The organism is Leucobacter sp. wl10 (genome assembly GCF_003569785.1).
Classification (GTDB): Bacteria; Actinomycetota; Actinomycetes; order Actinomycetales; family Microbacteriaceae; genus Leucobacter.
Genome location: NZ_KZ983987.1, coordinates 45,179 through 70,903, shown reverse-complemented (window position 1 = coordinate 70,903; position 25,725 = coordinate 45,179). Strand labels below are relative to the sequence as shown.

Sequence of the window (25,725 nt, the reverse complement as noted above, 5' to 3'; positions counted from 1 at the left end):
CGAAACACGCGCCGAGAGAGGAACCCCCATGAGCAACGCAGTCCCGCACGACGTCTCCTTCAACTTCGTGCCCCGGGCCTACCGCCCGGCCAAGCCCCGCACCTTCGGCGTCACCGAGGTTCGCGCGCCGTACTACGACACCTTCGGCACGCGCCGCCTGCGCGACGTCTTCGACGTCGCCGGCCAGTGGGTCGACGGCATCAAGTGGGCCGGCGGATCCTTCGCGCTGCTGCCCGCCGAGCAGGTGCGCGCCTTCAGCGACATCGCCCACGAGCACGGCGCCTACGTCTCCTCGGGCGGCTGGATCGAGACCGTGCTGCGCTACGGCGACGAAGCGGTCGACCAGTACCTCAGAGAGGCGAAAGGGGTCGGCTTCGACGTCATCGAGATCTCGACCGGCTTCATCATGCTCAACACCTCCGGGCTGCTGCGCCTGGTGGAGAAGGTGGTGAAGGCAGGCCTCAAGGCCAAGCCCGAGCTGGGCCTCCAGATCGGATCCGGCGGCGACTCGACCGAGGCCGAACTGGCCGCCGAGGGAAAGAAGGACATCGGAGACCTCATCGACCGCGGCAGCAGGGCGCTCGACGCGGGCGCCTCGATCATCATGATCGAGTCGGAGGGCATCACCGAGAACGTCGCCGAGTGGGACACCGGCGCGGCGGCCTCCATCATCAACGGCCTAGGCCTCGAGAACGTGATGTTCGAGGCGGCCGACGGCCCCGTCTTCGAGTGGTACATCAAGAACTACGGCAACGAGGTCAACCTGTTCGTCGACCACAGCCAGATCCTGCAGCTGGAAGGCCTGCGTCAGAACATCTGGGGCAACAAGAGCACCTGGGGCCGGGTGATCAACCCGGCCCCGTGATCCGGATCCCGTCGCGGGGGCGTGTCAGACGCGGGAGGGCAGCAGGCGCGGCAGCAGGAGGTAGAGCACGAGCACCGCGAGTCCCCCCGCGAGCAGCAGGAGGGTGCCGAAGAAGGTCGTGTAGATCGACGCGATGCCCAGCACCGAGGCGAGCAGGGTGCAGCCGGCCGTCATCGCGGAGGCCTGCACGTGCGAGTACCCCATCTGCTGGATGCGCTGGTAGACGTGCTCCTTGTGCGGCTCGTCCCAGCGCTTTCCCTTCCTCATGCGCCGGACGAGCGTCACGCCGACGTCGCCGAAGTAGATCACCATCGGACCGATCGTCGCGAGCAGTGGAATCCCGCCGACGAACGCGGCGAAGCTGATGATGGCCGTCGCACCGCCGAGCAGGTAGCTGCCCACGTCGCCCAGGAAGGCTCCGGGCCGGGTCAGATTCCACGGGAGGAACCCCGCGAATCCGCCCGCCAGCACGGCTCCCGCCGTGACGAGCCACCCCTCGTCGAGCAGCAGGCCCGAGGTCGCGAAGGCGACACCGGCCACCACGCCGTGGAAGCCGCTGATCCCGTTCAGGCCGTCCATGAAGTTGGCGACGTTGATGTAGCTGGAGATGAAGAGCACTCCGTAGACGGCGAGCGGGATCAACGACCAGAACGACAGCACCGGCGTCTGCAGCGTCCAGTTGCGCAGGAAGCTGCCGGCGACGAACTCGAACTCGCCGACGCGCGCGATCCAGAACAGCGACACGGACGAGACGATCGCGATGCTGAGCAGGATCGCGCTGCGCACCCGCACGCTCAACCCGTTGAGGTCCTCGCTCAGACCGAGCAGGCCGGCCGAGAGGGACCCCGCGCCGACGGCGAGCAGGAAGCCCCAACCCGGCTCCGTGGGCGCGGTCACGAGCGTCAGTGCGGTCCCCAGCGAGCCGCCGCACGCCATGGCGATGAGCACGGCGAGTCCCAGCCCGCGCAGCACGGGGCGCTCGTGCGACGACCGCTCGTTGGGCACGTCCATGATCCTCAGGCGCGTGAGCAGCGGCCTCACCGCGAAGGGCAGGGCGAGGCTCAATCCGAGCGTCAGCACGCCGCCGAGCAGTCCCAGGAACAGCGCGCTCATCGCACCCGCTCCTCGGCCGCCTCCGTCAGGTCCAAACGCGCGACCCATCCCTCATGGTCCAGCACGTCCGGGGAGATCGTGTCGACGCGCGCGTGCGAGATCTTGGGGTGGAAGGGCCGGTCGTCGCCCTCACCGTGACCCACCAGCTCCTCATGCAGCTTCTCACCGTGGCGCAGGCCGGTGTAGACGATCTCGATGTCCCTGCCCGACTGCGCGATCATGCGCTTGGCGACGTCGAGGATCCGCACCGGCTCCCCCATGTCGAGGATCAGCACCTCTCCGGGCCGCCCGATACCGCCGGCCTGCACCACAAGCTGGCAGGCCTCGGGGATGGTCATGAAGTAGCGCGTCACCTCGGGATGGGTCACCGTGAGCGGCCCGCCGGCGTCGATGAGCTTGCGGAAGGTGGGCAGCATCGAGCCGCGACTGCCGATCACGTTGCCGAAGCGCACCGAGAGATAGCGCCGGCCGGTGCGCTCGGCCATCCAGGCCGTGAGCTTCTCGGCGACGCGCTTCGAGTGGCCGAGCACGCTCGTGGGGTTGGCGGCCTTGTCGGTGGAGATGTTCACGAAGGTGCTCACGCCGGCGGCCTCGGCCGCCCGCAGCACGCCCAGCGTTCCCAGCACGTTGGTCTTCCAGGCCTCGTCGGGGTACTGCTCGAGCATCGGCAGGTGCTTGAGCGCCGCCGCGTGGAACACGACCTCCGGCCCGCGCTCCGTGAAGATCTGCAGCAGCGTCGCCCGGTCGCGGATGTCGGCCAGCACCACGTCGTTCGTATCGAGCAGCCCGTGCCCGCTGATCGAGAGCTGGCTCTCCTGCAGCGCGGTCTCGTCGCGATCCAGCATGATCAGCTCGCGGGGCGCGAAGCGCGCCAGTTGCCGGCACAGCTCGGAGCCGATGGATCCGCCCGCCCCCGTCACCAGCACCCGCTTGTCCTGCAGATACTCGGCGATCGACTCGGTCTCCAGGCGCACCGGGTGGCGGCCGATGAGGTCCTCGATGGAGAGCTCGCGCACGTTGGAGATGGCCGAGGCGTTCTGCAGGATCTGCTCGAGGGGCGGCAGCACCATCGCGGTCATGCCCGAGCGATCCGCGGCCCCGTCCACGCGCCGCATCAGCGCGGTGTCGGCATCGCCGATGCACACGATGAGGCGGGTCGCCCGCGTGCTGCGCGCGATCGCCGGAAGGTCGTCGAGTGATCCGAGCACGCGCACGCCCCGCACCTCCTGGTACCGCTTGGCCGGATCGTCGTCGATGAAGCCCACCGGCAGCGCCGAGCCCTTCGCGTCGGTGAGCAGGCGCTTCGCCGTCTGCACGCCGAGGTAGCCGGCGCCGTAGAGCAGCGTGCGCTCCGCTTCGGCTCCCGGTTTGAGCTGGCGCTCCCTGGAGAGCCGCAGGAGGTACCGGGCGACCCCCATGAGGCTGAAGGCGATCGGCGCCGCGATGATCAGGGTGCTGCGCGGGATCCCGTTGCCGTACCCCACGAGGTAGGCGAAGATCCAGGCGACCACCATCACCGCGATGACGTCGAGCACGAGGGCGCGCACCTCGTCGAAGCTGCCCACCTCGTAGCGGTTGCGGTAGACCCAGAACGCCCAGCCGCCGAACATCTGCAGCAGGATCGTGACCCCGATGACCGCGAGGGTCCAGACCGGGTGGATGCGGGAGAGATTGAAGTCGAAGCGCAGCACGAGCGCGGCGAGAATCGCCGTCGCCCAGGCCAGCGAGTCGAGCAGGAAGAGCAGCCCGTACCGGCGTGCGAAGTGGGCGCCTCGCGCCCCGACGGTCTGCGGCACTCGGCCTCCCTCGCTCTGACCTCGTCGCGACCCCGTTCGGGGTCACACTCGAGGATACCGCTCCCCCGCTGCCGAAAGGCGTCGCCGCGCGCCGGTTCGCCGCAGCCCCGAACGCGAAGAACCCCCGGGATCGCTCCCGGGGGTTCTTCGGAGTATCGCTCGGCGAAGGTCGCTGAGACCTACTCGACGACCTTGGTCACCGTGCCGGCGCCGACGGTGCGGCCGCCCTCGCGGATCGCGAAGCCGAGGCCCTCCTCCATGGCGATCGGCTGGATGAGCTCGACCGTCATGTCGGTGGTGTCGCCGGGCATGACCATCGGCTTGTCCTCGGGCAGGGTGATGACACCGGTCACGTCAGTCGTACGGAAGTAGAACTGCGGACGGTAGTTCGTCTCGAACGGGTTGTGGCGGCCGCCCTCCTCCTTCTTGAGGATGTAGGCGGTGCCCTCGAACTTGGTGTGCGGGGTGATCGAACCGGGCGCGACCACGACCTGACCGCGCTCGACGTCCTCGCGCTTGGTGCCGCGGAGCAGGAGGCCGCAGTTCTCGCCGGCCCACGCCTCGTCGAGCTGCTTGTGGAACATCTCGATGCCGGTGACGGTCGTCTTCTGCGTCGGGCGCAGGCCCACGATCTCGACCTCGGAGTTGATCTTCAGCGTGCCGCGCTCGGCGCGGCCGGTGACGACGGTGCCGCGTCCGGTGATGGTGAAGACGTCCTCGACGGGCATGAGGAACGGCTTGTCCTTGTCGCGCACCGGATCGGGGATGCTGTTGTCGACGGCCTCCATGAGCTCGAGAATGGAGTTGACCCACTTCTCGTTGCCCTGCAGCGCCTCGTAGCCCGAGACGCGGATGACGGGGACGTCATCGCCCGGGTAGCCCTGCTTGGAGAGCTCCTCGCGGACCTCCATCTCGACGAGCTCGAGGATCTCCTCGTCGTCGACCATGTCGCTCTTGTTCAGCGCGACGAGCAGGTAGGGGACGCCGACCTGCTTGGCGAGCAGGATGTGCTCCTTGGTCTGGGCCATCATGCCGTCGGTCGCCGCGACCACGAGGATCGCGCCGTCCATCTGAGCAGCGCCGGTGATCATGTTCTTGATGTAGTCGGCGTGACCCGGGGCATCGACGTGCGCGTAGTGGCGCTTCTCGGTCTCGTACTCGACGTGCGAGATGTTGATGGTGATGCCGCGCTGGCGCTCCTCGGGAGCCGAGTCGATCGTGTCGAAGTCGCGCTGCACGTTGACGTCGGACGGGAACTTGTCGGCGAGGGTCTTCGAGATCGCAGCGGTAAGGGTGGTCTTACCGTGGTCCACGTGACCGATCGTTCCGATGTTTACGTGCGGCTTAGTCCGCTCGAACTTGGCCTTCGCCACTATGGTCCTCCTCAGGACATCGTTGCACCCGCTTTCGCCCTCGACGGTTTCGAGGGCGGGCGGGCACGGGGTGTGTACTTATGTTACAAGCTCCGGTCTGCGATCGCGACCTGAGCCACTGGTCCGGCGACGGAACGCGCCCGCCGCCGGACCCCGGGCGGATCTACTCGCCCTTAGCCTTCTGAACGATCTCATCGGCCACGGCCTTCGGCACCTCAGCATAGGAGTCGAAGGTCATCGAGAACACCGCGCGACCGCTGGTCTTCGACCGCAGGTCGCCGATGTACCCGAACATCTCGGAGAGCGGCACGAGGGCGCGCACGACCTTGACACCGCTCGCGTCCTCCATCGCCTGGATCTGTCCGCGACGGGAGTTCAGGTCGCCGATGACATCGCCCATGTACTCCTCGGGCGTGCGCACCTCGACTGCCATCATCGGCTCGAGCAGCACCGGCTGCGCCAGACGGGCGGCCTCCTTGAAGGCCATCGAACCGGCGATCTTGAACGCCATCTCCGAGGAGTCGACGTCGTGGTACTGGCCGTCGAGCAGCGTCGCCTTGATGTTGACGACGGGGAAGCCCGCGAGGATGCCGTACTGCATGGCGTCCTGGATGCCGGCATCGACCGAGGGGATGTACTCGCGGGGCACGCGACCGCCGGTCACCTTGTCCTCGAACTCGTACGTCTTCTCGGCCTCGGCATCGAGCGGCGCGAGCGCGATCTGCACCTTCGCGAACTGACCGGATCCACCGGTCTGCTTCTTGTGCGTGTAGTCGTACTTCGGCACCTCGCGGCGGATCGTCTCGCGGTAGGCCACCTGGGGCTTGCCCACGTTGGCCTCGACTTTGAACTCGCGCTTCATGCGGTCGACGAGGATGTCGAGGTGCAGCTCGCCCATGCCCGCGATGACGGTCTGCCCGGTCTCGGCGTTGAGGCTCACGCGGAACGTGGGATCCTCCTCGGCGAGCTTCTGGATCGCGACGCCGAGCTTCTCCTGGTCGCCCTTGGTCTTGGGCTCGATGGCCACCTCGATGACGGGTTCCGGGAAGGTCATGGATTCGAGCACCACCTGATTGTTCGGGTCGCTCAGGGTGTCACCCGTTGTGGTGTCCTTGAGACCGATCACCGCGTAGATGTTGCCCGCGGTGAGCTCGTCGACCGGGTTCTCCTTGTTCGCGTGCATCTGGAAGATCTTGCCGATGCGCTCCTTCTTGCCCTTGGTCGAGTTGACGACCTGGGCGCCCGAGGGAGCCTTGCCCGAGTAGACGCGCACGTACGTGAGACGGCCGAAGAAGGGGTGCACGGCGATCTTGAAGGCCAGCGCCGAGAAGGGCTCGGCGGCCGACGGCTTCCGCTCGATGACGATCTCCTCGTCGCGAGGATCGTGCGCCTGAATGGCGCCGATGTCGAGCGGGTTGGGCAGGAAGTCGACGACCGCGTCGAGCATCGGCTGGATGCCACGGTTCTTGAACGCCGATCCGCAGTACACGGGGTAGATCTCATTGTTCACGACGAGCCCCCGGATGCCCGCCTTGAGCTCGTCGATCGTGAGCTCCTCGCCGCCGAAGAACTTCTCGAGCAGCTCGTCGTCGGTCTCGGCGACGGTCTCGACGAGCTTCGCGCGGTACTCCTCGGCCTTGGCCTGGAGGTCGGCGGGGATCTCCCGCGTCTCGTAGTTCGCGCCCAGGGTCACGTCGCCCTTGGCGTCGCCCTCCCAGACGAACGCCTTCATCGACAGCAGATCGACGACGCCCACGAAGTCGCTCTCGGAGCCGATCGGCAGCTGCATCACGAGCGGCTTCGCGCCGAGGCGGCTGACGATGGTGTCGACCGTGAAGTAGAAGTCGGCACCCATCTTGTCCATCTTGTTGACGAAGCAGATGCGGGGCACGCCGTACTTGTCGGCCTGGCGCCACACGGTCTCGGACTGGGGCTCCACGCCCTCCTTGCCGTCGAACACGGCGACGGCGCCGTCGAGCACGCGCAGCGAGCGCTCCACCTCGACCGTGAAGTCGACGTGACCCGGGGTGTCGATAATGTTGATCTGGTTCTTGTTCCAGAAGCAGGTCACCGCGGCGCTGGTGATGGTGATGCCGCGCTCCTTCTCCTGCTCCATCCAGTCGGTCGTCGAGGCGCCGTCGTGAGTCTCGCCCAGCTTATGGTTGACACCCGTGTAGAACAGGATGCGCTCGGTGGTGGTGGTCTTGCCGGCATCGATGTGGGCCATGATGCCGATGTTGCGGACCTTGCTCAGGTCGGTGAGCACGTCTTGTGCCACAGGGGTCTCCTCCGGTGTGGGGATGAAAGTTTCGGGTCGCGGGGTTCTCGCCCCGCAGGCGGTGGGCCGGATCGCTCGGCGATCCGGCCCACCGCCCTGGGTCTACCGGCTGCTACCAGCGGTAGTGGGCGAACGCGCGGTTCGACTCAGCCATCTTGTGCGTGTCCTCGCGGCGCTTCACAGCGGCGCCGAGACCGTTGGAGGCGTCGAGGATCTCGTTGGTGAGGCGGTCGGTCATCGTGTTCTCACGACGGGCCTTCGCGTAGCTGGTCAGCCAGCGCAGCGCGAGCGTGTTCGCGCGGTGCGGCTTGACCTCGACGGGCACCTGGTAGGTGCTGCCGCCGACGCGGCGCGAGCGGACCTCGAGCGTGGGGCGCACGTTGTCGAGCGCCTTCTTGAGCACCGTCACCGCATCCTGTCCGGACTTCTCGGCCACGTTCTCGAGCGCACCGTAGACGATGCGCTCGGCGAGGCCCTTCTTGCCGTCGAGCAGGATCTTGTTGACGAGCTGACTGACCACGGGCGAGCCGTAGACGGGATCGGCGACGACGGGGCGCTTGGGGGCGGGACCTTTCCGGGGCATTACTTCACCTTCTTCGCACCGTAGCGGCTGCGGGCCTGCTGACGGTCCTTGACCGCCTGCGTGTCGAGCGCGCCGCGCACGATCTTGTAGCGGACACCGGGGAGGTCCTTGACACGACCGCCGCGCACGAGCACCAGCGAGTGCTCCTGCAGGTTGTGCCCCTCGCCCGGGATGTAGGCGGTGACCTCGGTGCCGTTGCGCAGCTTCACACGAGCGACCTTGCGCATCGCCGAGTTCGGCTTCTTGGGCGTGGTGGTGTAGACGCGGGTGCAGACCCCGGCCTGCTGCGGGTTCGACTTCAGGGCGGGCGCCTTGGTCTTGGAGACCTTCGGCGTACGTCCCTTGCGAACCAGCTGCTGAATAGTAGGCACTGATTCTCCTCTTTCGTCCTGCACGGTGACAGGAATGCTTCCATGGTCAAGCATGTGCGACCGCTTGCGCGGGCGCTGAGCTGCTGTCACCCGCACCGCGCGAACGAGATGCCGAAGACCGAGTGCAGCTATGCCGTGGGGGTGTCAGCCCTGGGGGGCGATTGACCCTGAGATGCGCTCCCCCGATCTGCGTCGTGCGGGCACGGCTCAGCACGCTGGAGCACACCAAACACCAACTTTACGCCCTGGCGCAGCAATCTGCAAGGCAACGCGGTCGTCGTGCGCGCCGACCTGCGCGCGTTCGTGCGCGCCGCCCTGCGCGCCGCCCGCTGAGAACATCCGTGTGCGTGTTTCGGCGGCTCGCTCCGGTCCCGGGCGGCCGAAACACGCACACGGATCGAGGGCGGGGCGGGAGCGGGGCGCGGGTTAGTCGTCGAGGAGCGCCGCGGCGTACATCGGGCGCGCGGCGTCAGCGCTCGGCGGATGGAAGAGACTCGCGGTGGCGTCCCGGAGAAGCCGGCTGAGCTCGTGCGCGTTGTCGAATCCGGCACCGCCCGAGCAGGCGAGCGCGGTCTCCACCGTGCGGCGGGCCGCAGTCGAGGCGTTGAGCCGGGCGCTCACGAGCCGCAGCGGCCAGCCCGCGCCGTGGTCTATGAGCTCGTCGACGTCGCGGGCGTAGGCGTCGATCTGCGCGGGGACCGCCATGAACTCCATGTGCGCGTCGGCGAGGCGGATCCGGGGCTCCGCGACCTCCGCGAGCGTCGTGCCGTGCCTCGCCGAGGTGCGGGCTCGTAGCGCCGCGGCGCCGAGCTCGAGCGCTCGCTCGGCGATGCCCGCGTACACGGAGGCGACGAGCAGCTGGAAGTGGGAGGTGATGGCGAAGGTGAGCAGGTCGGGGTGGCGCCCCGCCGGGATCCGCCTGGCCACGCGCTCGGGGCGCATCCGCGCGCGCTCGAGGATCGTGGCCCGGCTCTCGGACGCGCGCATGCCGAGCACGTCCCAGCGATCGGAACTCGTGACGCCGTCGGTCCCGCGCTCGATGAAGCCGAAGACGAGCGTCGGCTGCTCCGCGTCCGACTGCTCGAGGCCGTGCACGATGAGCCGCGTCCACACCGGGCTGAGCGAGGTGAAGACCTTCACGCCCGTGAGCAGGTAGCCGCCGTCGGGCTGCGGCTCGGCGATCGTCTTCGAGCCCTGCAGCACCCAGTCGTTCGACGGCTCGCTGATCCCGAACGCGAAGATCTCGCCCGCGGCCGCCTCCTCGAGCACGTACTCGAGCGAGCGATCGCCGCGGGCGATCATGGCGTGCACCACGCCGGTGCACAAGAGGTGCATGTTGACGCCGAGCGCCGTCGCGGGGGCGGCCGCGGCGAGGCGCCGCTGCAGGCGCGACACCTCGTGCAGCGTCAGCCCGGCACCGCCGAGCTCCTCCGGCGCGAACAGGGTGAGGTAGCCCCGCTCGCGCAGCTCGGCGAGGTCGTCGTGGAAGAATCGGTTCTGCCGGTCGCCCACGGCCGCGCGCTCGCGCAGGCGCTCGAGCAGCTCGTCGGGGAGGAACCGCTCGGCGAGCTCCGCGTGTCGTGCTTCTCGGTCGGTCATGTGTGATTCCGTCCTTCCTCCGCGCCCGGGGACGCGGTCTCGGCGGCGACCGCCGCCCCGTCACCGGCCCCCCTGATGAGCAGCGCCGCGTTGTGCCCGCCGAACCCGAACGAGGTCGAGAGCACGGAGCCGACGTTCGCCCGCCGCGCCCCCTCCCTCACGAAGTCCCAGCCCGCGAACTCCGGGTCCTCGAGGTTCAGGGTCGGCGGGATCAGCCCGCTCAGCAGCGTCATCACCGAGATCACGGCCTCGATCGCACCCGAGGCGCCGAGCAGGTGCCCGGTGCTCGACTTGGTGGCCGTGATCGGGATCCGCGCGGCTCCCTCCCGGAGCGCCGACGCGAGAGCGCGCAGCTCCGCGGCGTCGCCCGCGGGGGTACCCGTTCCGTGGGCGTTGATGTGGTCGACGGCACCGGGAGCCGCCCCGGCGTCGGCCAGGCAGAGCCGCACGGCCTCCGCTCCGCCGCGCCCCTCCGGGTGCGGCGCGGTGGGGTGGTGGGCGTCGCTCGACGCCCCGAAGCCGGCGAGCTCGGCGAGCGCGACGGCGCCCCTGGCGCGGGCGGCCTCCTCGGCCTCCAGCAGCACCGCCGCGGCGCCCTGCGACATTACGAAGCCCGACCTGGCGCGATCGAAGGGCCGGCAGGCTGCGGCGGGCGCGTCCTCGTAGCCCGCGGCGAGCGCCCGCATGTTCGCGTTCGAGGCGAGGTTCACGCGGTTCAGGCAGTCTTCCATCCCGATCACGAGCACGGCGTCGGCGTAGCCGTGCCGGATGCGCCGCAGCCCCTCCCCGAGCGCGATCGCCCCGCTGGCGCAGGTCGCGGACACGCCCTGGGCCGGTCCGTGCATCCCGTACCGCTGGGCGACGAGCGCCGCCGCCGCGTCCGGCGCGCCGTGCATCGCGAGCGCGAGGGGCACCGCCCGCGGCCCGCGCGCGTCGAGCGCGCGCGTCGCCGCCTGCATCGCGTCGACCGGCCCCGATCCCGTCGCGGCGATCACCGCCGCGCGCAGCGGATCCCACGGCAGCGCGCGCGCAGCCGCACCGGCCGCTCCAGCCGCTCCGGCCGCACCGGCCTGGGCGAGCGCCTCGTCGGCCGCCGCGACCGCCCAGTGCTGCACCGGGCTGAGCCGGCGGGCGAGCGCCGGCTCGAGGAGCGCGGGAGCCTCGAAGCCCCGCACCCGCCCGCCGATCCGCACCGGCGACCCGTCGAACTCCGCCCCGTCGAGCACCGAGATGCCGCTGCGCCCCGCGGCCACGGCCTCCCACAGCGCAGGCACTCCGACGCCGCTCGGCGCCACCGCGCCGAGCCCCGTGATGACGACGCGGCGTCCCGCGTTCACAGCCGCACCGCCGCTCCCCCGGCGACGAGCTCGGCGGTCTCGACCCTGCGGACCTTGCCGCCGACCGTGCGCGGCAGGCGGTCGACGACGTACCACCGCCGCGGCACGAACTGGGGCGCCAGCCTGGCGCGCGCCCGCGCCGCGAGCTCCCCCTTGACGGGTGCGCCCCCCTCGACGACGAGCGCCACGACGCTGCCGAGCCCGGCGTGCTCGACGCCGACGGCGCACACCGCTCCGAGGCCCGGCATGCCCTCGAACGCCCGCTCGACCTCCGGCAGCGCCACCTTGTGCCCGCCGCTCACCACGATGTCGCCGTCGCGGCCGATGAGCTCGAGGCGCCCGCCGACCATCCGCCCCTGGTCGTGCACGGTGGCCCACCCGTCCGGTCCGCGCAGCACCGCGTCGGTGGTGCCCGACAGGTAGCCGTCGGAGCAGGCCTCGGCGCGGATCCAGAGCGTTCCCGGCTCCCCCTCCGGCAGCTCGGCCCCCGCCTCGTCGCGGATGCTCGCCCCGATGCCCTCGTAGATCGTGATGAGCGTGCCGTCGCCGTCGCGGCTGTCGCCGATGAAGCCGATCTCGGCCGCGCCGTAGTAGCTGATCAACCGCGCGCGCGGCAGCGCGTTCGCGACGGCGCCCCTGATCCCCCGCGAGAGGTTGGCCCCGCCGGTGACGACGAGCTCGAGCGTCTCGAAGCGCTCGGGATGGCGCCTCGCCGCGTCGGCGAGCGCCTGCACCGCGGCGGGCACGGCGACGACGCGGGTGACGCGCTCGTCCCGGATCCGGCGCCCCGCCTCGATCGCGTCGAAGGCGTCGGCCACGTGCGCGCCGCCGCCGGTCGCGAGGCACTCGATCACGGCGTAGAGCGTGAGGCTGTAGGAGACCGGCCCGGGCGCGAGCGTCGCCGTGCCGGGCAGCGGCTCGAGGTGCGCCGCCGAGACCGCGACGTTCTCGCGGTACTGACGTCGCGTCTTCAGAAAGGCCTTCGGGTTGCTCGTGGTGCCGGAGGAGCAGAGCATGAGGAAGGTCTCGTCGCCCGCCCGCACCGACGGCGGCGGCGCGGGCTCGACGGCCTCCTCTCGCCGGCGGAAGTCGTCGAGGCCGATGAGGACGCCGCCCCATCCGCGCCTCGAGAGCTCCGCGGCGAGCTCCTCGCAGTCGCTGATCACGACGCCGATGCCGGTCGAGAGGATCAGCTCGACGCGGTGCGCCGCGGGCCATCGCGGATCGATCACCGCCGAGACGGAGCGGAAGCCGGCGAGGCCGCCCACGAGACGGGAGGCGTGGAACGCCGACTCGACGCTCACCGCGGTGATCGGGATGCCCCCGGTCTCGGGAGCGGGCCGCGGAGGCGCCGCCTGCTCCCGGTGGAGCGCGTCGACGACCGCGAAGGCCCGACGGGAGTCGGCGACCAGCTCAGCGTAGCTCAGCCGCCCGTCGAGGCCGACGACGGCCGGCCGATGCGGATCCCGCTCAGCCACCTCGAGCACCGTCTGCGTGATCGGCACCCGGCACCTCCTCTGCTCGCGGTGGACACTGCCACCAGTCTACGAACGGGTTGCGACACCGCCCTCAGAACGCCGGGGGCACGTCGAGCGACTCGATGACCTTGCGCACCTCGTCGCTGGTGATGGCCTTCGTGAGGGCGCTGATCTTGTCGCTGTCCCGGTTGTTCTCGCGTGTGACGAGCTGCATCGCGAAGCGCGCGTCGTCGTTGACGGCCAGGCCGTCCGTGTCGGGGTAGAGGCCGATCTGGCGGGCCCCGGAGGGGATGTTCATGACCGCGTCGGCCTCCTCGTAGGCGGCGTTGATGTTCGCGAACTCGACCTGGGTGAACTTGAGGCTCTTGGGATTCTCCGCAATGTCGTCGAGCGTGGCCTCGTAGCGCGCGACCCCCGGGTCGAGTCCGATCACCTTCTCGTCGGCCAGCATCTGCAGCGCGCGCCCCGTGTTCGCGGGATCGGCGGGAATCACCACGCTCCCCGCCTCGGGCAGATCGTCGAGGCTCTCGAGGTTTCTCGAGTAGTAGGCGCCCACGACCAGATACACCGGCTGCACCGCGACGAGCGACGCGTCGTTCGCCTCGTTGAAGGCCTGCATGAAGGACTCGAACTGCACCAGGTTGGCGTCGATCTCCTCGTTCTGCAGCATCACGTTGGGCTGCACGTAGTCGGCGACCTCCACCAGTTCGACCTCGTAGCCCGGCCCGATCGCCTTGCCCGCCGCCTCGATGATGTCGGTCATCGGGGTGGCGCTCGCGGCGACCCTGATGGTCTGCACCTCGCCGTCGCCGGATCCGTCGCCCGCGGACGGCGCGCACGCGGCGAGCGAGAGGGCGACTGCGGCGGCGGCTGTTGCGAGCAGGGCTCTGCGGGGGTTCATCTGGGGCTCCTTCTGGGGGTGATCATCGCTTGTCGAGCGCGCGCGACACCCGGTGACCGGTCGCCTGGATGACGAGGACGCAGAGGATGATCAGGGTGATCGTGACGTACATGAGGACGAACTGGTAGTTCTGGTAGCCGTAGCGCATCGCGAAGTCGCCGATGCCGCCGCCGCCGACCACGCCGAGCACGGTCGAGTACGAGACCAGGCTGATCGCCACCGAGGTCAGCGCGTACACGAGCCCGGATCGGGCCTCGACGAGCAGGAAGCGGAAGACGAGCTGCGGGACGGTGGCCCCCATCGACGCCGCGGCCTGGGTGAGCCCGCTCGGCAGCTCGAGCAGGATCTGCTCGACGAGACGCGCGTAGATGGCCACGGCGACGAAGCACATGGGAAAACTGGCTGCCACGGTGCCGAAGGTGGTGCCGAAGACGAGGCGCGTGAGCGGGATGAGGAACACCACGAAGAGCAGGAAGGGGAAGGATCGCACCACGGTGACGTACAGATCGGCCGCGAGCCACACCGCGCGGTTCTCGGCGGGCCCGCCCTCGCGCGTGAGGTAGATGAGCATGCCGAGCGGCAGCCCCAGCAGCACCGCGGCGAGCAGGGCGATGCCGACCATCACCCCGGTCTCGGCGATGGCCTGCACGATCTTGTCCTGGTACTCGACCAGAACGGAGACGACCTCGTTCATGATCGCAGAAACCTGCGCGCGTGCTCGGCGTAGCCGACGTCCTCGGAGGCGGTGCGTCCCACGACGTCGATGACCTCGACCAGCCGGCCCGCCTCGAACACCGCGGCCCGGCCGCAGATCGCCTTCACCACGTCGAGCTCGTGGGTGACGAGGACCACGGTGGTGCCGAGGTCGTTGCGCGTGCGCGTGAGCAGCCGCAGGATGTCTCGCGTGGTGCTCGCGTCGAGCGCGGAGGTCGGCTCGTCGCAGAGCAGGATCTCGGGGCGGGTCACGAGAGCACGGGCGATCGCGACGCGCTGCCGCTGGCCGCCCGACAGCTGCGCCGGATAGGAGCGCTCGCGGTCGCGCAGCCCGACGAAGTCGAGCAGACGGTCGACTGCCTCGGGATCCCGAGCGCGCTGGAGCTTGAGCGGCAGCTCGACGTTCTGCCGCACCGTGCGGTTCGCGAGCAGGTTGAAGCCCTGGAAGACGGTGCCGATGCGCCTCCGCGTGCGGCGGAGCGCCGCGGCCGAGAGCGTCGCGAGGTCGGTGCCCGCGATCTCCACGCTGCCCTCGCTCGGCTGCTCGAGCCCGCCGAGCAGCCGCAGCAGCGTCGACTTGCCGGCCCCGCTCTCGCCGAGGATGCCGAAGACCTCCCCGGCCTCGATGCTGAGCGTCACCCCCTCGAGGGCGGTGACGCGGCCCTCGCCGTCGGCGTAGCGCTGGCTGACGTCCGCGAGCCGCGCCGCTGGAGCGCCCGACCGCGCCGCCTCGGGTGCCGATCGCCCCGATCGGGCCGCGAGACCGTCAGCCATTTTTTGCATCGGGTATAACTATAGCGGATGCGGGTGGCCGGTGCGCGGCTACGGGCGGCAGGCGCGGGCGGGCGGCGTGACGCCTACTGCGGCGGCTCCAGATTGCGGCTGAGCTCGTCGAGCATCGCCCGGATCTGGGGCTCCACGAAGCGGCGGACGGCGCTCTCGATGCGACTCCGGTGCGCCATCAGCGCGAAGCACACCGCGCGTCCGGCCTCCTCCGCGCATCGGTCGGCGAGCTCGACCTCGCGTCGGAGCTGTCGCTTCTCGTCCGCGCTCAGCGGCGGGCGCGGCAGCAGGGGCTCGGACCGGCTCTCCTCGGCCAGGCCGGCGAGCGTGAACAGGAACGGCTGCTCGCCGTCAGCAGGATCCGGGTCGGGATCCAGCCCCTCGTACTCGGGGTCGAGCCCCGCCGCAGGATCGTAACCGCCGGCGCGCCACATCTGCTCGCCGGTGAGCTCGGCGTGCAGCATGGGCAGCTGCTGCTCGGTGAACTCGTCCACGCGCCTGTCGATGATGCGCTGCATGCGCGACACCAGGGCGTGGGTCACCTGATGGGGTACGTCGCTCGTGAGTCCCGCGGCGGCGAGCATGGGCGATCCCGTGCACCGGCGGCACAGCCGGGCTCGACCGCGGTGCGTGCCCGGGGTCCAGCCCGGCACCCAGCGCAACCAGGCATCGACCGCCGCGTCGACCCGCTGCTCGATGGCCCCCGACACGATCACCGTCCCTGCCCGCCGGGCCCGCCGGGGCTTTCGGGGCTGTCGGGATCGTCGCCGCGGGGGTCGTTCCAGGGGTTCTCATCCCCGGTCGCCCAGTCGGGCCCCGGCTCCCCCCTCCGCTCCCACGGCCACTTCGGAACGGGGCGATCCGTGTACACGCGGCGCGCGAGAACCCCCCAGAACAGCAGCGACGAGATCGCGCAGATCGGCGCGAGCGTCGCGGCGAAGGGGCTCACCCAGGTCTCGTCGATCGACAGCCCCGCCAGCATCCCCAAGCCGCACCACACCAGGTAGGCGCCGCCCGTGATGGCGATCACGTGCCCCCAGGCGGGGGCCCGCCGACCGCGCAGCAGCACGAGCCCCTGCTGCCACAGCGCCCAGGCCAGCAGCGCGAGCACGGTCACGACGATCACCGGCGCCGCCCACATCGGCACCCCGTCGCTGGTCACCGGGTTGCGCTGCAGCACCAGCGTCAGCAGACCCCAGGTTCCGATCAGCAGGGCCGCCGCCACGAAGACTGCGGCCAGGAGCAGGCCCCCGACGTACCCGCGGGTCACCCCGCGACGGGAGCCGGAGCTCATGGCTGCTTCGCCTGCGCGTCGGCGAGCGCCGCCTCGTACTCGGCCAGCGCCTCGGCGTTGCGGCGCTTCACGCGGCGGCCGCGGCCGCCGATCCACGCCCCGAACCAGACCGTGGCCTCCCGTGCGACGAGGCCGGCGGCGATGGCCGGGACCGTCAGGCCGAAGTTCTGGGCCAGCGCGGCGGGCGTCAGCTCGAACAGCGCTCCCACGCCGTCGGCCGCGGCCGCGTATCCCGCCGTCGCCGCCGCCCAGACGAGCGCGCCGACCAGGAAGCCGCCGAGCACGTAGGCCCACCATCCGGCCCGCCCGACGACCAGCACCAGCAGGACCATGCCGACCAGGAAAGCCGCGACGGCCGCGGCGAAGCCCCACGAGAGGACGTAGCCCAGCAGACCGTCGACGAACCGGGAGGGGGCCAGGCCGGGCGCCAGCCACAGCGCGAGCACACCCGCGTACACGACTGCGAAGCCGATCGAGCCGAGCAGCGAGATGAGCGCGCCCGCACCGCGGTTGCCCCGCACATCGGGGGGCATCGGGGTGTGCATGTAGAGCGCCGCCATGGGGTGGTCGGCGCTGATGCGGATCTCGCCGTCGCGAACGGGGGGCTCGCTCGGGGCCGCGGCCGCGCTCGGCAGTTCGTCGAGCCCGGCGATGCGCGCGGACTCGGCGCTGCGCGCGTCGCCCGCGGGAACGTCGAGATCGAGCTGCGTGTCGACCTCGGAGATCGCCTCCCGCCGCGCCAGCTCCGCGGCCTCCGGATCGGAGACCGCCGCGTGCTCGGCGCCGGTCCCCCCGGAGGCCTCGGCCGCCGGAGCCGGCTCCGCGGGATCCGAGACCCGTGCCCCGCGGTCGGCCTCGCCCGATCCGTTCCGCGAACGCTCGACGGCCCTGAGCACCTCGGTCAGGCTCGCCTCCGTCTCCTCGACGGGCGAACCCGGATTGGTCGGCTTCTCCGGAGTCTCCGCAGCTCTCGACGCGGGGGTCTCGCGGTCCTCGCTCATGGCTCCACCTCTCGTAGCGGCCCGATGTGCCCGCTCCCGAGCACATGCATCTGCCGGACACAGTACAAGCTCCCCGACGACTTCGGGCCGCGCCCGCCCGGCAAGGCGCAAAAAACCCTCGGCGAAGCGATCCGGGCCTCCGGTCGCCGCGGTGCGTGGCCCGGAAACGCCGGAAGGGCGCCCGCGCCGAAGCACAAACGCCCTCCCGGGACCCGGAGTCAGCTGTAGTTGCCCGGGTTGAACTCGTCAGCCGTGAAGCTGTCGAAGTCCACGAACGAGAGGTCGTTCTCGTCGAAGGTGCCCTCGGTCGCGAAGAGGCGGTTCGGGTACCGCTCCGCCTTCGCCTCCTCGGTCGCCTCGACCTCGACATCGCGGTACGTGCTCAGGCCGGTGCCCGCCGGGATGAGCTTACCGATGATCACGTTCTCCTTGAGACCGATGAGCGGATCCTTCGATCCCTCCATCGCCGCCTGCGTGAGCACGCGCGTGGTCTCCTGGAAGGAGGCCGCCGACAGCCACGACTCGGTCGCGAGCGAGGCCTTGGTGATGCCCATGACCTCGGGACGCGCGGTCGCCGCGCGCTTGCTCTCGAGCAGCGCCTCGCGGTTGATGCGCTGGTAGCGCGCGCGGTCGACGAGCTCGCCCGGGAGCAGCTCCGTCTCGCCGTGGTCCACCACCGTCACCTTGCGCAGCATCTGGCGCACGATCACCTCGATGTGCTTGTCGTGGATCGGCACGCCCTGCGAGCGGTACACGCCCTGCACGCCCTCGACGAGGTACTTCTGCACGGCGCGCTCGCCCGGGATGTGCTTGCCGTTCTCCGTCGAACCGACCTGGAGGATGTCCTTCGGATCGAGGGTGCCCTGCAGGAACGGCTGGCCGAGCTCGACGTGGTCGCCGTCCTCGACGAGCAGCGTGGCGCGCTTCAGCACGGGGTACGCCTTCTCCTCGGTGCCGTCGTCCGGCGTGAGGATGATGCGGCGGCTCTTCTCGGTGTCCTCGATCGCGACGCGACCGGCGGCCTCCGCGATCGGCGACGCGCCCTTGGGGGTGCGGGCCTCGAAGAGCTCCTGCACGCGGGGAAGACCCTGCGTGATGTCGTCGGCCGAGGCCGAACCACCGGTGTGGAAGGTGCGCATCGTGAGCTGCGTGCCGGGCTCGCCGATCGACTGGGCGGCGATGATGCCGACCGCCTCGCCGATGTCGACGCGCTGGCCGGTGGCCAGCGAGCGACCGTAGCAGGTGGCGCAGACGCCGACCGCCGACTCGCAGGTGAGCACGGAGCGCACCTTGATCTCGGTCACGCCGGCGGCCACGAGGCGGTCGATGAGCACGTCGCCCACGTCCTCGCCGGCAGAGGCGACCACGGTGCCCTCGCCGTTCACCGCGTCGACGGCGAGCGTTCGAGCGTACACCGAGTTCTCGACGTTCTCGTCGCGCACGAGCACCCCGTTCGCGTCGGTCTCGGCGATCACCAGGTCGAGGCCGCGGCGCGTGCCGCAGTCCTCCTCGCGGATGATGACGTCCTGCGAGACGTCGACCAGACGGCGGGTCAGGTAGCCCGAGTCGGCCGTGCGCAGGGCGGTGTCGGCGAGGCCCTTGCGGGCGCCGTGCGTGGCGATGAAGTACTCCGCCACCGACAGGCCCTCGCGGTACGAGTTGATGATCGGGCGCGGGATGATCTCGCCCTTCGGGTTCGACACGAGGCCGCGCATGCCCGCGATGTTGCGGATCTGCAGCCAGTTGCCTCGGGCGCCCGACGACACCATCCGGAAGATGGTGTTGTCGGCCGGGAACGACTCGCGCATGGCCTCGGCGACCTCGTCGGTGGCCTCCGTCCAGATCTCGGTGAGCGCCTTGTGGCGATCCGCGCCGCTGATCATGCCTCGGTCGTAGTCGCGCTGCACCTTGGCCGCGCGCTTCTCGTGCTCGGCGATGATCTCGCCCTTGCCCTCCGGCGTCACGATGTCCGAGAGCGCCACGGTCACGCCGGAGCGCGAGGCCCAGTAGAAGCCGGCGTCCTTGATGCGGTCGAGCGTCGCGGCGACCTCCACCTTCGGGTAGCGCTCGGCCAGGTCGTTGACCAGGCTCGAGAGGCTGCCCTTATCGGCGACCCGCTCGAAGTACGAGTAGTCCGCCGGCAGCGCCTCGTTGAAGATGGCGCGCCCGAGCGAGGTCTCGACGAGCACGGGCTTCTCGTGGGTGATCCCGTTCTCATCGGTGTAGCCGGTGAGGCGGATCTTCGCCTTCGCGCCGAGGTCGAGCGAGCCCTCGTCCATCGCGAGGATCGCCTCGGCCACCGAGCCGAACGCTCGGCCGGTGCCGGCCGCGTCGGGCTTGATGGTGGTGAGGTGGTGCAGGCCGCTGATCATGTCCTGCGAGGGCAGGGTCACCGGACGGCCGTCCGAGGGCTTCAGGATGTTGTTCGAGGCCAGCATCAGCACGCGGGCCTCGGCCTGAGCCTCGACCGACAGGGGCAGGTGCACGGCCATCTGGTCGCCGTCGAAGTCGGCGTTGAAGGCGGCGCAGACGAGCGGGTGGAGCTGGATCGCCTTGCCCTCGACGAGCTGCGGCTCGAAGGCCTGGATGCCCAGGCGGTGCAGGGTCGGTGCGCGGTTCAGCAGCACGGGGCGCTCGCGGATGATCTCCTCGAGCACGTCCCACACCTCGGAGCGCGCGCGCTCCACCATCCGCTTCGCGGCCTTCACGTTCTGCGCGTGCGAGAGATCCATGAGGCGCTTGATCACGAACGGCTTGAACAGCTCCAGGGCCATCTGCTTGGGCAGACCGCACTGGTGCAGCTTGAGCTGCGGGCCGACCACGATGACCGAACGGCCCGAGTAGTCGACGCGCTTGCCGAGCAGGTTCTGGCGGAACCGGCCCTGCTTGCCCTTGAGCATGTCGCTCAGCGACTTCAGGGCGCGGTTGCCCGTGCCCGTGACGGGCCGTCCGCGGCGGCCGTTGTCGAACAGCGCATCGACGGCCTCCTGCAGCATGCGCTTCTCGTTGTTCACGATGATCTCGGGGGCGCCGAGATCGAGCAGGCGGCGCAGGCGGTTGTTGCGGTTGATCACGCGGCGGTAGAGATCGTTGAGGTCCGAGGTGGCGAAGCGGCCGCCGTCGAGCTGCACCATCGGGCGCAGCTCCGGCGGGATCACCGGCACCACGTCGAGCACCATCGCAGCCGGGCTCGCACCCGTCTGCAGGAAGGAGTTGACGACCTTCAGGCGCTTGATGGCGCGGATCTTCTTCTGGCCCTTGCCCTCGGCGATCTGCAGGTGCAGCGTCTCGCTCTCGGCGGCGAGGTCAAAGTTCTCGAGGCGCTTCTTGATCGCCTCGGCCCCCATGTAGGCCTCGAAGTAGTCGCCGTAGCGGTCCATGAGGTCGGCGAACACCGCGTCCTCGGGCTTGAGGTCGCCCACCTTGAGACCCCGGAAGTCCTCCCACACGCGCTGCAGGCGAGCGATGTCGTCGTCGAAGCCCTTGCGGATGGCGGCCATCTCCTTCTCGGACGAGGTCTCGGCGCGGCGGCGCTGGTCCGCCTTCGCCCCCTCGGCCTCGAGCGCGGCGAGATCCGACTCGGCCTGCTGCTGGCGCTGCGCGATCGCGATGTCGCGCTGATCCTCGAGCGCCTTCAGCTCGAGGCGCAGCTCGGCCTCCAGCTCGGCGAGATCCTCGTGACGACCCTCCTCATCGATGTCGATGATCATGTAGGCCGCGAAGTAGATGACCTTCTCGAGGTCCTTCGGGGCCATGTCGAGCAGGTAGCCCAGGCGCGACGGGACGCCCTTGAAGTACCAGATGTGCGTGACGGGCGCGGCCAGCTCGATGTGGCCCATGCGCTCGCGGCGCACGCTCGACTTGGTGACCTCGACGCCGCAGCGCTCGCAGACGATGCCCTTGTAGCGCACGCGCTTGTACTTGCCGCACGCGCACTCCCAGTCGCGGCTGGGACCGAAGATCTGCTCGCCGAACAGACCGTCCTTCTCCGGCTTCAGCGTGCGGTAGTTGATGGTCTCCGGCTTCTTGACCTCGCCGAACGACCAGCTGCGGATGTCGTCGGCGGTCGCCAGACGGATCTGCAGCTCGTTGAAACTCGTACCCTCGAGCAAAATGTTCTCCTTGGGGTGAAAAAGAAATCTGAAGTGTCAGGAACCGACGCGCGCATCATCCTCGGATGATGCGGCCATCAATTCAGATCTCGTCGACGGACGAGGTCTCGAAGCGCGTGGACAGGTTGATGCCGAGCTCCTCCGCGGTGCGGTGCGCCTCGTCGTCGTTGTCGCGCAGGTTGACGACGGATCCGTCGGCCCCCAGCACCTCGACGTTCAGGCACAGCGACTGCATCTCCTTCATGAGCACGCGGAACGACTCCGGCACGCCCGGCTCGGGGATGTTCTCGCCGCGGACGATCGCCTCGTAGACCTTCACACGGCCGAGGATGTCGTCGGACTTGACCGTGAGCAGCTCCTGCAGCGCGTACGCGGCGCCGTAGGCCTCGAGCGCCCACACCTCCATCTCGCCGAAGCGCTGGCCGCCGAACTGGGCCTTTCCGCCGAGCGGCTGCTGGGTGATCATCGAGTACGGACCGGTCGAACGCGCGTGGATCTTGTCGTCGACGAGGTGGTGCAGCTTGAGGATGTACATGTAGCCGACAGAGATCGGGTACGGGTACGGCTCGCCCGAGCGGCCGTCGAAGAGACGGGTCTTGCCGCTGGAGTCGATGAGCCGCTCGCCGTCGCGGGTGGGGAGCGTCGAGTCGAGCAGACCCGCGATCTCCTCCTCCGACGCGCCGTCGAACACCGGGGTCGCGACCTTGGTGCCGGGCGCGGCCTCGAGGGACTCGGCCTTCAGCTTGGAGGCCCACCCGGGGTTGCCCTCGACCTTCCAGCCCTGCTTGGCGATCCAGCCCAGGTGGACCTCGAGCACCTGGCCGAAGTTCATGCGGCCCGGGATGCCGAGGGGGTTGAGGATCACGTCGACCGGGGTGCCGTCGGCGAGGAACGGCATGTCCTCGACGGGCAGGATCTTCGAGATGACGCCCTTGTTGCCGTGGCGGCCGGCGAGCTTGTCGCCCTCGGTGATCTTGCGCTTCTGGGCGATGTAGACGACCACCCGCTGGTTGACGCCCGAGCCCAGCTCGTCGTCGTTGTCGTTCTCGGCGTCGAACACCTTGACCGCGGTGACCGTGCCCGAGACGCCGTGGGGCACCTTCAGCGAGGTGTCGCGCACCTCTCGGCTCTTCTCGTTGAAGATGGCGCGGAGCAGGCGCTCCTCCGCCGAGAGCTCCGTCTCGCCCTTCGGCGTGACCTTGCCCACGAGGATGTCGCCCTGCTTGACCTCGGCGCCGATGCGGATGATGCCGCGCTCGTCGAGATCCTTCAGCGCCTCCATGCTGGCGTTGGGGAGATCGCGGGTGATCTCCTCCTTGCCGAGCTTCGTGTCGCGGGCATCGATGTCGTACTCCTCGATGTGGATCGAGGAGAGGGTGTCGTCCTTCACCAGGTTCTGGCTCAGGATGATCGCGTCCTCGAAGTTGTGGCCCTCCCACGACATGAAGGCGACGAGCAAGTTCTTGCCGAGCGCGAGCTCGCCGTTCTCGGTCGCGGGGCCGTCGGCGATGACCTCGCCCGCCTCGATGCGATCCCCCGCCTTGACGATGACGCGGTGGTTGTAGTTCGTGCCCTGGTTCGAGCGGTCGAACTTGCGCATGAAGTAGCTCTTCGAGCCGCCCTCGTCCTCCTGCACGGTGACGAAGTCGGCCGACACCTCGGTGATCACGCCCGACCTCTGGGCCGTGACCACGTCACCGGCGTCGATCGCTGCGTAGCCCTCCATGCCCGTGCCGACGACCGGCGACTCGCTCATCACGAGCGGCACGGCCTGGCGCTGCATGTTGGCGCCCATGAGCGCGCGGTTGGCGTCGTCGTGCTCGAGGAACGGGATGAGCGACGTCGCGACCGACACCATCTGGCGGGGCGAGACGTCCATGTACTGCACGCGCTCGGCGTCGACCAGCACCACCTCGGATCCGCGGGGGCGCGCGAGCACCTGCTGCTCGGCGAAGCGGCCGTCCTTCGTCAGCGGCGCGCCCGCCTGAGCGATGAGGAACTCGTCCTCCTCGTGCGCGGTCAGGTAGTCGACCTGGTCGGTCACCTTGCCGTCGACGACGCGGCGGTACGGGGTCTCGATGAACCCGAAGGCGTTGATGCGCGCGAAGGTCGCGAGCGCGCCGATCAGGCCGATGTTCGGGCCCTCGGGGGTCTCGATGGGGCACATGCGGCCGTAGTGCGACGGGTGCACGTCGCGCACCTCGACGCCGGCGCGGTCGCGGCTGAGGCCGCCGGGGCCGAGCGCCGAGAGGCGGCGCTTGTTGGTCAGGCCCGCGAGCGGGTTGTTCTGATCCATGAACTGCGAGAGCTGCGAGGTGCCGAAGAACTCCTTGATCGCCGCCAGCACGGGGCGGGTGTTGATCAGGGTGTTCGGGGTGATGGCCTCGATGTCCTGCGTGGTCATGCGCTCGCGCACCACGCGCTCCATGCGGCTGAGGCCGGTGCGCACCTGGTTCTGGATGAGCTCGCCCACCGCGCGGATGCGGCGGTTGCCGAAGTGGTCGATGTCGTCGGTGTCGAGACGGAGCTCGATCTCCTTGCCGTCGCGCACGCCGGGGAGCGTCTTGGTGTCCGCGTGCAGGCCCACCAGGTACTTGATCGTCGCGACGATGTCCTCGAGCGACAGCACCGATTCGGTGATGGGGGCGTCGAGGCCCAGCTTGCGGTTGATCTTGTAGCGGCCGACCTTGGCGAGGTCGTAGCGCTTCGGGTTGAAGTAGCTGTTGTCGAGCAGCGCGCGCGCGGCCTCGATGGCCACCTGCTCGCCCGGGCGCTGCTTGCGGTAGATGTCCTTGAGCGCCTCCTCCTGGGTGAGGATGCCGTCTTTCTCGAGGGTGAGCGCGATCGACTCGTAGCCGGCGAACTCCTCGAGGATCTCCTCGCTCGTCATGCCCAGCGCCTTGAGGAAGACCGTGACCGACTGCTTGCGCTTGCGGTCGATGCGCACGCCCACCTGGTCGCGCTTGTCGACCTCGAACTCGAGCCACGCGCCGCGGCTCGGGATCACGCGCGCGGTGAAGACGTCCTTGTCGCTCGTCTTCTCCTGGGCGCGCTCGAAGTACACGCCGGGGCTGCGCACGAGCTGCGACACGATGACGCGCTCGGTGCCGTTGATGATGAAGGTGCCCTTGTCGGTCATGATGGGGAAGTCGCCCATGTAGACCGTCTGGCTCTTCAGCACCTGGGTCTCGGTGTTGTAGAACGCCGCCTCGACGTAGAGCGGCGCGGCGTAGGTCTTGCCGCGCTCCTTGCACTCCTCGATCGTGAACTTCTGCTCGTCGAGGATCGGGTTCTCGAACGACAGCTGCATGGTGCCGGCGTTGTCCTCGATCGGGGAGATCTCGTCGAAGATCTCCTCGAGCCCGCTCTTCAGCGCGATGTCGTCGCGCCCCTCGGCCTGAGCCTCGGTGACGCGCTCCTTCCACGCGTCGTTGCCGACGAGCCAGTCGAAGCTCTCGAGCTGCAGTGCCAGCAGGTTGGGCACCGACAGCGTGTCGGAAATCTTGGCGAAGGAGAGTCGCGAGTGATTGCGGCCGTTCTTCGTTTGGGTGGTTGACGATGCGTTGCGCGCAGCAGCCAAGGAAACTACCTCCGTGGGCCCCGTCGGGCCGGTTGACCTGGTCTTGCGAGAATTGCATCGGATCACGCGAGCGAGGCTCATCTGCGCTTTCGCGCCAGCTCCCGGGCCTACCGCTATATGAAGGCACACTGGTGTCCGTAGTGCAACTATCAACTGTAACACCGTCGTTACCCGCTGTCCAGCTTCCAGCCGGACGGTCCACCGCTCCCAGCATATTCCCCGGATGGCGGATGCGCGAACCCGCGACCCGCCGCGTTCTCCGCTCCCGGCACCCGCGCCGCGCCGCCGCAAACCCGCCGCCCGTTTCCTCGCCTCCGTCCCACGTTCTACCTTGGAACACCGATTCGCCTTCAAGCACCTGTACTGGGACGGATCGAGGTGCTTGAAGGCGAATCGGTGCGCCAAGGCACCGGAGCAACACCGCACGATTCTTCGCTCACAATCGGGCCGAACCACGGATCGCGGCAACCTATCCGCAGATCCTCGAATCCGACATCGCCGCACCGAACCGGTCCCGCAAACTGGTCCGCATGACACTCGAACGGGA

At 69.5% G+C, this 25,725-nt stretch carries 18 protein-coding genes; 1 reads left to right on the top strand and 17 read right to left on the bottom strand.

Features of this window, described 5'->3' with window-relative positions; all coding sequences use genetic code 11:
• Nucleotides 1–28: 28 nt before the first annotated feature.
• The gene (locus D1J51_RS00315) at nucleotides 29–865 is read left to right on the top strand and encodes a phosphosulfolactate synthase (RefSeq protein ID WP_119073192.1); all 837 of its coding nucleotides are present in this window, start codon (nucleotides 29–31) and stop codon (nucleotides 863–865) included.
• A 24-nt stretch (nucleotides 866–889) separates the two neighbouring features.
• Here the strand turns inward: D1J51_RS00315 and D1J51_RS00310 are convergent, their stop codons facing one another.
• The 17 genes from D1J51_RS00310 to D1J51_RS00230 form a co-directional block, all read right to left on the bottom strand.
• On the bottom strand, nucleotides 890–1,978 hold the full coding sequence (locus D1J51_RS00310) for an MraY family glycosyltransferase (RefSeq protein ID WP_119073191.1): 1,089 nt from the start codon (nucleotides 1,976–1,978) through the stop codon (nucleotides 890–892).
• Nucleotides 1,975–3,774, bottom strand: coding sequence for a polysaccharide biosynthesis protein (locus D1J51_RS00305; RefSeq protein WP_119073190.1), 1,800 nt, complete (start codon nucleotides 3,772–3,774; stop codon nucleotides 1,975–1,977). The genes D1J51_RS00310 and D1J51_RS00305 overlap by 4 nt, the downstream gene beginning before the upstream one ends.
• A 179-nt stretch (nucleotides 3,775–3,953) precedes the next feature.
• Nucleotides 3,954–5,147, bottom strand: coding sequence for an elongation factor Tu (tuf, locus tag D1J51_RS00300; protein ID WP_119073189.1), 1,194 nt, complete (start codon nucleotides 5,145–5,147; stop codon nucleotides 3,954–3,956).
• Between the two features lie 163 nt (nucleotides 5,148–5,310).
• On the bottom strand, nucleotides 5,311–7,425 hold the full coding sequence (gene fusA, locus D1J51_RS00295; protein WP_119073188.1) for an elongation factor G: 2,115 nt from the start codon (nucleotides 7,423–7,425) through the stop codon (nucleotides 5,311–5,313).
• 112 nt (nucleotides 7,426–7,537) lie between these two features.
• Nucleotides 7,538–8,008 (bottom strand): 30S ribosomal protein S7, encoded by a 471-nt coding sequence (gene rpsG / locus D1J51_RS00290; protein WP_024356767.1) that lies wholly within the window; start codon nucleotides 8,006–8,008, stop codon nucleotides 7,538–7,540.
• A complete protein-coding gene (rpsL, locus tag D1J51_RS00285; protein WP_119073187.1) occupies nucleotides 8,008–8,379 on the bottom strand; it encodes a 30S ribosomal protein S12 in 372 nt (123 codons plus the stop codon). The genes rpsG and rpsL overlap by 1 nt, the downstream gene beginning before the upstream one ends.
• 426 nt (nucleotides 8,380–8,805) lie before the next feature.
• On the bottom strand, nucleotides 8,806–9,978 hold the full coding sequence (locus tag D1J51_RS00280) for an acyl-CoA dehydrogenase family protein (protein WP_119073186.1): 1,173 nt from the start codon (nucleotides 9,976–9,978) through the stop codon (nucleotides 8,806–8,808).
• Nucleotides 9,975–11,315, bottom strand: coding sequence for a beta-ketoacyl-[acyl-carrier-protein] synthase family protein (locus D1J51_RS00275; RefSeq protein ID WP_119073185.1), 1,341 nt, complete (start codon nucleotides 11,313–11,315; stop codon nucleotides 9,975–9,977). Before D1J51_RS00275 ends, D1J51_RS00280 begins: the two co-directional genes overlap by 4 nt.
• On the bottom strand, nucleotides 11,312–12,820 hold the full coding sequence (locus tag D1J51_RS00270; RefSeq protein WP_119073184.1) for an AMP-binding protein: 1,509 nt from the start codon (nucleotides 12,818–12,820) through the stop codon (nucleotides 11,312–11,314). Before D1J51_RS00270 ends, D1J51_RS00275 begins: the two co-directional genes overlap by 4 nt.
• A 64-nt stretch (nucleotides 12,821–12,884) precedes the next feature.
• Nucleotides 12,885–13,694 (bottom strand): MetQ/NlpA family ABC transporter substrate-binding protein, encoded by an 810-nt coding sequence (locus tag D1J51_RS00265; RefSeq protein WP_119073183.1) that lies wholly within the window; start codon nucleotides 13,692–13,694, stop codon nucleotides 12,885–12,887.
• A 22-nt stretch (nucleotides 13,695–13,716) separates the two neighbouring features.
• A complete protein-coding gene (locus tag D1J51_RS00260; RefSeq protein WP_119073182.1) occupies nucleotides 13,717–14,388 on the bottom strand; it encodes a methionine ABC transporter permease in 672 nt (223 codons plus the stop codon).
• Nucleotides 14,385–15,191, bottom strand: a complete 807-nt coding sequence (locus D1J51_RS00255; RefSeq protein ID WP_240422719.1) for a methionine ABC transporter ATP-binding protein — start codon at nucleotides 15,189–15,191, stop codon at nucleotides 14,385–14,387. The genes D1J51_RS00260 and D1J51_RS00255 overlap by 4 nt, the downstream gene beginning before the upstream one ends.
• A 74-nt stretch (nucleotides 15,192–15,265) precedes the next feature.
• Complete coding sequence (locus D1J51_RS00250; protein ID WP_371414057.1) at nucleotides 15,266–15,907, bottom strand: spermidine/putrescine ABC transporter substrate-binding protein; 642 nt, start codon at nucleotides 15,905–15,907, stop codon at nucleotides 15,266–15,268.
• Nucleotides 15,904–16,485, bottom strand: a complete 582-nt coding sequence (locus tag D1J51_RS00245) for a hypothetical protein (protein WP_205547604.1) — start codon at nucleotides 16,483–16,485, stop codon at nucleotides 15,904–15,906. Before D1J51_RS00245 ends, D1J51_RS00250 begins: the two co-directional genes overlap by 4 nt.
• Nucleotides 16,482–17,486 (bottom strand): hypothetical protein, encoded by a 1,005-nt coding sequence (locus D1J51_RS00240; protein ID WP_119073180.1) that lies wholly within the window; start codon nucleotides 17,484–17,486, stop codon nucleotides 16,482–16,484. Before D1J51_RS00240 ends, D1J51_RS00245 begins: the two co-directional genes overlap by 4 nt.
• A 218-nt stretch (nucleotides 17,487–17,704) precedes the next feature.
• A complete protein-coding gene (locus D1J51_RS00235) occupies nucleotides 17,705–21,598 on the bottom strand; it encodes a DNA-directed RNA polymerase subunit beta' (protein ID WP_119073179.1) in 3,894 nt (1,297 codons plus the stop codon).
• Between the two features lie 82 nt (nucleotides 21,599–21,680).
• The gene (locus D1J51_RS00230; protein WP_119073178.1) at nucleotides 21,681–25,178 is read right to left on the bottom strand and encodes a DNA-directed RNA polymerase subunit beta; all 3,498 of its coding nucleotides are present in this window, start codon (nucleotides 25,176–25,178) and stop codon (nucleotides 21,681–21,683) included.
• Nucleotides 25,179–25,725 lie beyond the last annotated feature (547 nt).